The sequence below is a fragment of the Suttonella sp. genome, from assembly GCF_056855035.1.
The window spans coordinates 1-9383 of sequence record NZ_JBXGGR010000061.1; the positions used below are offsets into that span (position 1 = coordinate 1).

10 protein-coding genes are annotated in these 9383 nt (G+C 48.3%); 4 read left to right on the forward strand and 6 right to left on the reverse strand.

Annotation, left to right across the window (positions count from 1 at the left end; translation table 11 throughout):
• Positions 1–142 precede the first annotated feature (142 nt).
• Genes purE through ACJHVI_RS05700 form a run of 4 tightly spaced genes read right to left on the reverse strand, consistent with a single transcriptional unit; the run spans position 143 to position 2989 of the window.
• The gene (purE, locus tag ACJHVI_RS05685) at positions 143–670 is read right to left on the reverse strand and encodes a 5-(carboxyamino)imidazole ribonucleotide mutase (RefSeq protein WP_483183686.1); all 528 of its coding nucleotides are present in this window, start codon (positions 668–670) and stop codon (positions 143–145) included.
• Positions 667–1791, reverse strand: coding sequence for a 5-(carboxyamino)imidazole ribonucleotide synthase (locus ACJHVI_RS05690; protein WP_483183687.1), 1125 nt, complete (start codon positions 1789–1791; stop codon positions 667–669). Before ACJHVI_RS05690 ends, purE begins: the two co-directional genes overlap by 4 nt.
• Positions 1791–2363, reverse strand: a complete 573-nt coding sequence (locus ACJHVI_RS05695) for an L-threonylcarbamoyladenylate synthase (RefSeq protein WP_483183688.1) — start codon at positions 2361–2363, stop codon at positions 1791–1793. Before ACJHVI_RS05695 ends, ACJHVI_RS05690 begins: the two co-directional genes overlap by 1 nt.
• Complete coding sequence (locus tag ACJHVI_RS05700; RefSeq protein ID WP_483183689.1) at positions 2351–2989, reverse strand: transglycosylase SLT domain-containing protein; 639 nt, start codon at positions 2987–2989, stop codon at positions 2351–2353. The genes ACJHVI_RS05695 and ACJHVI_RS05700 overlap by 13 nt, the downstream gene beginning before the upstream one ends.
• Before the next feature lie 62 nt (positions 2990–3051).
• Between ACJHVI_RS05700 and ACJHVI_RS05705 the strand changes: the two genes are divergently transcribed.
• A complete protein-coding gene (locus ACJHVI_RS05705) occupies positions 3052–4695 on the forward strand; it encodes a glutamine--tRNA ligase/YqeY domain fusion protein (protein WP_483183690.1) in 1644 nt (547 codons plus the stop codon).
• Between the two features lie 81 nt (positions 4696–4776).
• Here the strand turns inward: ACJHVI_RS05705 and ACJHVI_RS05710 are convergent, their stop codons facing one another.
• Both ACJHVI_RS05710 and ACJHVI_RS05715 read right to left on the reverse strand, forming a co-directional pair.
• Entirely contained in the window at positions 4777–5241 is a 465-nt protein-coding gene (locus tag ACJHVI_RS05710) for a tRNA (cytidine(34)-2'-O)-methyltransferase (RefSeq protein WP_483183691.1), read from the reverse strand.
• A 1-nt stretch (position 5242) separates the two neighbouring features.
• Entirely contained in the window at positions 5243–6010 is a 768-nt protein-coding gene (locus tag ACJHVI_RS05715) for an ATP-binding protein (protein ID WP_483183692.1), read from the reverse strand.
• Between the two features lie 249 nt (positions 6011–6259).
• On the opposite strand from ACJHVI_RS05715, the gene ACJHVI_RS05720 reads away from it, so the two are divergent.
• The 3 genes from ACJHVI_RS05720 to ACJHVI_RS05730 all read left to right on the forward strand — a co-directional run bounded on the left by ACJHVI_RS05720 (position 6260) and on the right by ACJHVI_RS05730 (position 8992).
• On the forward strand, positions 6260–7111 hold the full coding sequence (locus tag ACJHVI_RS05720; RefSeq protein WP_483183694.1) for a hypothetical protein: 852 nt from the start codon (positions 6260–6262) through the stop codon (positions 7109–7111).
• A gap of 123 nt (positions 7112–7234) precedes the next feature.
• Positions 7235–7993 (forward strand): esterase/lipase family protein, encoded by a 759-nt coding sequence (locus ACJHVI_RS05725; protein WP_483183695.1) that lies wholly within the window; start codon positions 7235–7237, stop codon positions 7991–7993.
• A 279-nt stretch (positions 7994–8272) separates the two neighbouring features.
• A complete protein-coding gene (locus ACJHVI_RS05730) occupies positions 8273–8992 on the forward strand; it encodes a hypothetical protein (RefSeq protein ID WP_483183696.1) in 720 nt (239 codons plus the stop codon).
• Positions 8993–9383 lie beyond the last annotated feature (391 nt).

Genomic DNA, 9383 nt, shown 5'->3' on the forward strand with positions numbered 1-9383 from the left:
GGTTGTCTTTTGCGCTTCTTCCGGCATCTGTGACTTTACCGGCGCAAAGCGGCTCTATCTTGGCCCATTGGGCATCACTTAGCATTAATCTGTTCATATCAATAGTATGCCATTAATTCAACATATGTCAACAGACCCTAGCTTATTCAGGCTTAAATTCGCAGGGATACAGATGCCGCAGCTGCTCCGCTTTCGTCAAAACAGATTGCGCCATTTCTTCTTGATAAGACAGCATTTGCTCGCGAATGTTCTCATTGCTTGCCGCTAAAATGCGCAGCGCCAGCAAGCCGGCGTTTTTTGCACCATTTAATGCCACCGTTGCCACAGGTACGCCGGCAGGCATTTGCAAAATCGAGAGAACCGAATCCCAGCCGTCAATCGAATTGCTCGATAAAATCGGCACGCCAACGACCGGCAGCGGCGTCAGCGAAGCCACCATACCCGGCAAATGCGCCGCGCCGCCTGCACCGGCGATGATGACTTCCAAACCGCGTAGATGTGCCGTTTTGCCGTATTGCAAAAGCCGCTCCGGCGTGCGGTGGGCAGAGACGATGGTCAATTCCGCCGCAACATTAAATTCCGCAATCACTTGCACCGCCGCCTGCATAATCGGCAAATCGCTGTCGCTGCCCATAATGATGCCGATTTTCGCTGATGTTTTTTCTGTCATTTTTTCGCCGTAATCTCTAAATGAATCTCTTGTTTAAGCGCTGCGATTTTCGCCTTCAGCGCCGCCGTATCGGGCGCGGTCAGGGTAATATGTCCCATTTTGCGCCCCGAACGCACCTGATGTTTGCCGTACCAATGCAAATATACCTGCTCTTGCGCCAATAAGGCGGGCAAATCGCGCATTTCCGCCGCGCCTTGCTCGCCTTCCGCGCCAATCAGATTAATCATGGCGGCGGCGGATAATAATTGCGTGCTGCCCAAAGGATAATCCGCCAATAGGCGCAGCATTTGGTCGAACTGCGAACTGGGGCAAGCCTCGATACTGGGGTGTCCGCTATTATGCACACGGCAAGCGGTTTCATTGACCCAGACCTCGCCGCTCTGCGTAACAAACATTTCCACCGCAAAGACGCCCGCACCGGCAAATGCCGCCGCCAATTGCCGGCAAATCTTATCGACTTGCGCCGCAATCTCGGGGCCGATTTCTGCCGGCATCTGCACCACGTCCACCAAATTCAGCACGGGATCAAAAACCATTTCCGCCGCAGGGTAAGTTCGCACATCGCCTTTGCCGTCGGCGACAAAAATCAAGGCGATTTCCTTATCAATCGGACACAAGGTTTCAATCACGCTCGGCACATCCCATAATTGCACCGCATCCGCCGCATTTCTGATGATTTGCACACCTTTGCCGTCATAGCCGCCGGCGCGCGTTTTCTGCACAAAAGGTAATGCCTGCGTATCAATGTCAGCAGCATTGGCGGCAAGATAAAACGGCGCAGTAGGAATGCCGTGCTCGGCATAAAAGGCTTTCTGCCGCCCCTTGTCTTGAATGATTTCCAGCACCGCCGGCTCCGGTACAATCCTTTTGCCCTGCGCCTGCAAACGCTTCAGCGCCGCGACATTGACATGCTCAATCTCGATGCCGATTGCATCGCAGTCCTGCCCGAAAGCAAAAACCGTCGCCTCATCATTAAAATCCCCGCAGACGAATTCATCGCACAAATGCGCGCAAGGTGCCTGCGGGTCAGGATCCAATATTTTGACTTTCAATGGATAATTCGCCGCTTCCTGCAAAAACATCCGCCCTAACTGTCCGCCACCTAAAATACCGATTTTCATTATTCCCTCAATATCGCTTTTGTTTGCCAATCTATAATTCTGCTCGGACGCTTCGCGCCCTCCACCTCGCCCATCACACAGGGCAAATCCGGAAAATAGCGACGTACCTGCGCCAAATCCAAGGCCGCTGCCTGTCCTGCCGGATTAGCAGATGTCGATAATAAAGGCTGCTCCAGCAAGCGGCACAATGCCTGCACCGTCTGATGATGAGAAATCCGCACCGCCACCCGCCCTGTCGCCGCATCGCAGACCGCTGCCGCCGTTTTATGTCCTGCTTTTACTACGAAAGTCGTGGCACGCTCGTCTTGCAGATCCTGCATCGCCGCAATCTCGCTAGCCGCTAAAGGCGCAATCCAGCCGTCTAACTGCGACCAATCCGCCGCCACCATAATCAAGCCTTTTTCCGCAGGACGCGCTTTCAAGGCAATCACCGCCTGCACCGCTGCCTCATCGGCAGGATTGGCACCGATACCCCAAACCGCTTCCGTCGGATAAGCAAAAGCCCTGCCCGCCGCAAAAGCTGCCCGAATCGCCGCATTATCCTGCGGCATCTGCCAAATCAAATCGGACATTCCAGCAATTGCGCCTGATAAAAGGCGGCACGATCCCTGACCTTATCCGAAACCGTCAGCAGCCAAGGCTTTGCTAGATAACTGCCCGATTCAAAACCACCCATGCCCTCATGATAAGCAAGATATTGATTTTTAATGTCATTTAATTGAACACGGTTGCGCTTCACATTTTGATTGGCATAAAAACCGATAAAATCCACCGCATCGTCAAAACGTTCGCGACCGCCGCCCTTATTCTGCGTTTTGAGCAAATACCAATCCCAACTATCGTCTTTAATCTGCGCATAGCCGTAGGCAAAAGAAGAACTCAGCGCCGTCGGATTAAAACGCGACTCCTGATGCAAAAACGCCAGAATAAACGCCGGCTCCATATTCCAACGCAACTTCACATCCTGCAAAGCTCCCCGCCAATGCGGGCGATCCGCCAGCAAATCGCAGGCGCTGTCCTGCAAATGCACCGCCGGTTGGCTTTCATTATGAAAACGTCTGTCGCCATGGCTAGGCAAGACATAATAAGACGAAGCCGAGGGCGCGGAAGACACCGTCGGCGGAGCACCGCTACAGCCCGACAACAACAAAGACAATAAAGCCGGCGAGAAGAAAAAGAATGAAGAGCGAATGCGCATAGGCTTTTCCAATCTGCTAAAATGCGGCATTTTAGCAGTCTATCAGGCAAAAAGAGAATATTATGAGCGAAATACCAGCGGCAAATTTTATCCGCAATATCATTGCTAATGACCTTGCGGCAGGCAAAAACGACGGCAAAGTCTGCACGCGCTTTCCGCCCGAACCTAATGGCTATTTACACCTTGGACACGTCAAATCCATCTGCCTGAATTTCGGCATGGCAAATGAATTCGGCGGCAGCTGCAATTTGCGCTTCGACGACACTAATCCTGAAAAAGAAAATGCCGAATACATGGACGCGATTAAAAAAGACGTACATTGGCTCGGCTTTGAATGGCACAAACTCCGCCATGCCTCGGACTACTTCCCCGAACTACTCGAATACGCCTACCAACTCATCGACCAAGGTGCCGCCTATGTGGACTCGCAAAACGGCGAAGAAATCCGCGCCAACCGCGGCACCTTAACCGAGCCCGGCACCAACAGCCCTTACCGCGACCGCAGTCCCGAAGAAAACCGTCAACTATTCGACGAAATGGTCGCCGGCAAACATCCTGACGGCAGCCATGTTCTGCGAGCCAAAATCAATATGGCATCACCCAATATCAACATGCGCGACCCTGTGATTTACCGCATCCGCCATGCCGCCCACTTCCATGCCGGCGACGATTGGAAAGTCTATCCCATGTACGACTACACCCACTGTCTCTCGGATATGATTGAAGGCATCACGCACAGCCTCTGTACCTTGGAATTTGAAGACCACCGTCCGCTCTACGACTGGGTGCTCAGCACGCTGGAAACGCCCTGCCACCCGCAGCAAATCGAATTTGCGCGCTTAAACATGGAATACACCGTCCTGTCCAAACGCCGCCTCATACAACTGGTGCAGGAAAACCACGTCAACGGCTGGGACGATCCGCGTATGCCCACCATTGCCGGACTGCGCCGCCGCGGCATCCCAGCTTCGGGGCTGCGCCGCTTCTGCGAAAAAATCGGCATCAGCAAAGCCGACGGCACCATCGAAATCAGCTATTTTGAAAATGTCATCCGCGACACCCTCAACACCGAAGCCGCGCGCCGCATGGTCGTGCTCAACCCGATCAAACTCAGCATTAGCAGCCTTCCCGAAGGGCATGAAGAAATCTACCGCCTGCCCAATCATCCGCAAAACCCCGAAATGGGCGAACGCGAAGTCCCCTTCTCCAACACCCTCTACATTGAAGCGGAAGATTTCAGCGAAAATCCGCCTGCCAAATGGAAACGCCTCGCCTTGGGCGAAAGCGTACGCCTGCGCGGTTCTTACGTCATTACCTGCGAAGAAGTTATCAAAGACGAAGCCGGCAATATCATCGAACTCAAATGCCGTCATGATCCCGACACGCTGGGCAAAAACCCTGAAGGCTACAAAGCCAACGGCGTGATTCATTGGGTCTCCGCCCCGCATGCCGTCGATGCCAAAGTCCGCCATTACGGGCTCTTATTCAATCAAGCCAATCCGATGGCGGCGGAAAACTTCCTCGATACGCTGAACCCCAACTCCCTGCAAGTACTGGATCATGCCAAAGCCGAACCCGCCACAAGAGCGGACATCGGCACCAGTTACCAGCTGGAACGGCAAGGCTATTACGCCATCGACCCCGACAGCGATGCAGACAAATTGGTCTTAAACCTTACCGTCAGCCTGCGCGAAACAGGCAAATAAAACGATAAGCGCCCTAGCGGCGCTTATTTATTTTCCTTCTTTATCACTCGCTCTTTTTTAGGACGTCCCTTTTTCAAACGATTATGGCAATCCCGTCTGCCGTAAGGCTTCATACAAAACCACCGCCGCCGCATTGGAAAGATTCAAGCTGCGGGAATGCGCCTGCATAGGCAGGCGCAATTTTTGTTCACTTGTCAGCGCCTGATGAATTTCCTCGCTTAAACCTGCGGTTTCGCTGCCGAAAAGCAGCACGTCTTTGGCGGCAAAACGCGCATCAAAAACGCTATGTGTGCCGCGCGTGGTCAATGCCCAAATGCGCGACTGCGGCAAATATTGCGCGACATAAGCGGCGAAGTCCTGCCATGAATCGTGATGCTGCACGCTGGCAAATTCGGCATAATCCAGTCCGGCGCGGCGCAGACGTTTGTCGTCCCAGCCGAAAGCGGTGGGATGGATAATGTGCAATTGCGCGCCGGTATTGGCGCAAAGACGAATGATATTGCCCGTATTAGGCGGTATTTGCGGCTGAAACAAGGCAAGGTGCATCTTATTGCCCTATCTGGCGTACGAATTGTTCGGCAACACGCGCGCTGCGGCTGCCGCGTGCCAAAGAAAATTGCAATGCCTGCTGTTGCAAACTGTCATCATAAGTCAAGCCGTGACGCAAAGCCCAATGTGCCACCATATCCAAATATTGGCGCTGCGACAGCGGATGGAAGGACAGACGCAAACCGAAGCGTTCGGCAAGAGAGATTTGCTCTTCCACATCTTCTTCGGGATGAATGGCATCATCAGAACGATGACTTTCGCTGAGCAAATGGCGGCGGTTAGAGGTAACACAGAGCATCACATTTTTTGCCATGCCGGTAATCGAGCCGTCCAGCACGGCTTTTAAGGCGCGGTAACTGTCGTCATTATCTGAAAAGGACAAATCATCGATATAAATCAGGAATTTGTCTTGGGTTTGCGCCAATACCCACAGCAGAAAAGCCAAATCCTGCAAATCGTCACAAGCCAATTGCAAGAGTTTTAAGCCCTGCCCCGCCAAAGTCTGAAAAGCGGCGCAAATCAAAGAGGATTTTCCTGTGCCTCTCGCGCCCCAGAGCAGCATATGATTGTAGGACTTATCTTGCATAAAGCGCTGCAAATTCTCCATTACCGCCGTTTTTTGCCGCTCAATTTCCAATAAATCTTCCAATTGAAGGCTATTGTCCACTGCCACCGGCAGCACATAATTCTGCCCCTGATAGCACATGCGGCAAAATGCCTGCCCTTGAGCAAATTGCGCCAACAATTCCCGTTTAATGGCTTCCATGTTCTCTCCTTATCGATTTTGCGCTTATTGTACGCGATTAGGCGGCAAAAAAGCCGTTTAGCGGCATAATTTATAGTCGGAGAAGTGAAAAAGTAGTACAAGGCGGCGAGCCGCAGACAGTATAAGAGCGTACGGCAAGGCGCGCCAACGCCGTAATACTTTTTCAATTCTTTGACTATATCAAGTCTAAAATGTTACGATAATACCGCAACATTCTATCTATCATACGCAGATTTATAGAAAAACATCATGTTCATTCTCGGCAGTTTTCTCGGCTTTCCCCAAAGTACCCGCCCCTATATCAAACGCATGGGGCATTTATCGACTTTTTTCACTTACCTGATTTGCGCCATGCTTTTCGCTCTAGGTAGCGCCATTGTCTATATGGAGCGCGACAATACGCGCACCTTGTGGCAAGACTGGCGACTACGCCATCATTATCAACCGGTGCCGGAAGCAGAAGTCCACCCCGAAAGCTATTGCTGGCAAAGCCGCAGCATCAGTACCTGCCGCATTTTTATTTATCATCAAGACAGATTCATCAAACAAAAAACCGTCTTTTTCGGCAGCCGCCCTAAGGCTTTGCCGCCCTTGCAATTGCTTAGCGACGGCGGCAATCCGCCGCGCTTCAGCAACAGTTTTGCCATGGAAAAACTTGGCAGCCGCAGTCTGGCATGGCTATTTTTCCATGCAACCGGCTTTGTTTTGATTGGCATAACCTTATTTACGCTATTTTTATGGCTGCCGTGGAAGCGACGCCGATTAGCCGCTTTATACGCATGGCAAGGACAACCTTGGCTGTTGGTCGGATTGGAGGATTTTCACCATACGAAAAAGCGCTATATCGTCAATATTCCGCGAAAAAACCCTAAGAAAAAACCCTATCGCTTACTCATTGAAGGCAAATATTTCTCACCCTATCTTTTTGAGCATCAGGGCAATGCTTATCTCTTGGCAGTCATGCCGAAAAACGGCGGCATGCCCGTGCCTTTAGATTTAAATCTGGAAATTGTCGGGGGTTTGACCGAATCGCAGCGCCGCCAATGCCGAAGACATATCGAGGCGCTGATACAAGCTGAAAACCACAGCGAAAATCCATAGCAATTTCAGTTAATGTGTAAGAAAACAGCGTTTAATAACATAAATAACTTTAATTCAACCTTTTAGTAATGATAAAATCGCGCTTGGCATTATTGCCCTTCCTTAACTTAACTGGAGATGTTTATGAAAAAACTATGGCTTGCTCTTATTCCTTGCTTGGCAATCGCGGCACAAGCGCAACCGGCTACGCAAAGCAAAGATACGCCCGTCTTATTAGTACATGGATTTATGACATATGACTCTGCCAGCATCAACTGCGGTCAATTATGGGGCCCTATCTTAAAAGAACTAAAAGCGCAAGGCTTTACTAATGTTAAAACAGTTACTTATTACAAAGCCAGCAAAAATTGCGATGTTAATTTAGCAGAGCTATACAGCAATACAGGTCGTGATAATACTTGGAAAGAACTAGGACGCACGCTTTCTAATTATATTTTTGATCATTACACAAAATATAATCAAAAAGTTGATTTAATGGGACATTCTATGGGCGGTTTGGTGATTCGCAGCGCCGTGCAAGGCGGAAGCAAATACGAATCGGGCTTTAGAAATATTCTCGTAGAAGATGCGGTTACCATCGCCACACCGCATAAAGGCTCAGATTTTGCCAATCTCTGCATCCACCGCCAATGCAAATCCCTGCAAGTAAGCCATCCGGACTTCAAATGGCTTGCAAGCAATCCTAATCCGCAATCGTTGATGAAAACAAACTGGCATTTACAAGCTTCTAATTTAGATAGCTTGACCACTATCGACAGCGGTTTTGCAATGAATGTGGATGCGCAGCATAAAAAATTATTTAAAGGCTTATCGCATAATGCCCAATTAAGTAACAAAGCCTCTATTTATCATGCCGTACAAAGTCTGGTTAAAGATAAATAACATTATTTTCTTACCTTATTGATATAGGCTTCAGCATAACATCATTTTATGCTGAAGCTTTTTTATTTTGAAAAAGAAAACAATAAAAACTTCTCAAAATTCACTCTATGATTCATTTAGGCTATTTTCCAAAAACAAATCGCGTATTGCAGGCAAAAAAATTTTCAATGACTGCCCCAAGAATTGTAGGAATCATTCGTTTGCTACTTGTCATCTCAATTGTTGGCATGAATAACAGCATGAATGATCAGTTAAAAGAAGATTGGCATATCTGGCTTAATGACTCACAGGAAATCGGCACTATGTTTACCGCCCCCACCGCCAAAACCTTGCCATAGTTTTCATGATGTCAGTTTACGCAGCGCCTGCCATAATACCGCATATTATAAACAGCATTTAACCCCTTCAGAAAAATCCGCAACAGCCGAAATTCGTTCTGCTTACGGACAATGCAGAGACTCGAGAAGAAACAAATATTGCCAGTTTATTTTTACTTATGACGCTAAGCGCTATAAACAAACCTTCTCAACCAGTAGCAGTCTTGACAAGACCGAATACATTACGATACTTTCAAATCTCAATGCACCATATCGTTTTAGCAATTCCTTTGCACAGCAAACGATTATTCGGCGCAGCATATTTATGTTTGTCATGATAAGTATAGCTGTTTTTTTCTTATTCGCTGCTATTGTCATATTCGGCTTTTCAGGCTTTTATTATACCGCCTTAGCTTTATTCAACCGCGCTGACAATCAACCTTGGGAAATTGTAGCTAGCAGCGATTGGGAATATTCCAAATATGGGAAAAAAATAGATAAATACGTTATTTGCTATCCGGCGGGCACTTTAATGAAAAACAGCTATCAAATACAGATTGGAAGAAGTAACTTCAAACCTTGGATTTTCAAAAAATCAGATAAAAACTCTACCTATCTCGTCAAAGAATATTTAATCGTTGCAAGGATTCGCGACAGCCATTTTCTATTGCCGCTTGATTAGCATTTCACTTATATTAAAAGACTGAGCAAAGCCGAAAAAACCGCATTAAGTAAACATATTGATCGGCTTATTGCGCCTTATGAAGGCTTTTTAAGCCTGCGGTATAAGCTTTCAAAAAGTATCTTTATAAATAATAAGAAAATAAATATAGCTTAACCATATTCAATTATGCTTAAACCACATACAAAAAAATCTATGCCAATTGTATATTGGCATAGATTTAGGTAGTGTTCAAAAAACTGTGTCACACCCATAAACTATCCAGAAAACAAGGAATGACATTATGCAGCACTTTGACTTTAACGAAGCTTTAAAAGCCATCCAAGCAGGCAAGCCCATCACAGGCAGTAATGGGGTCCTAACCCCGCTTATTAAACAACTTACTGAAGCA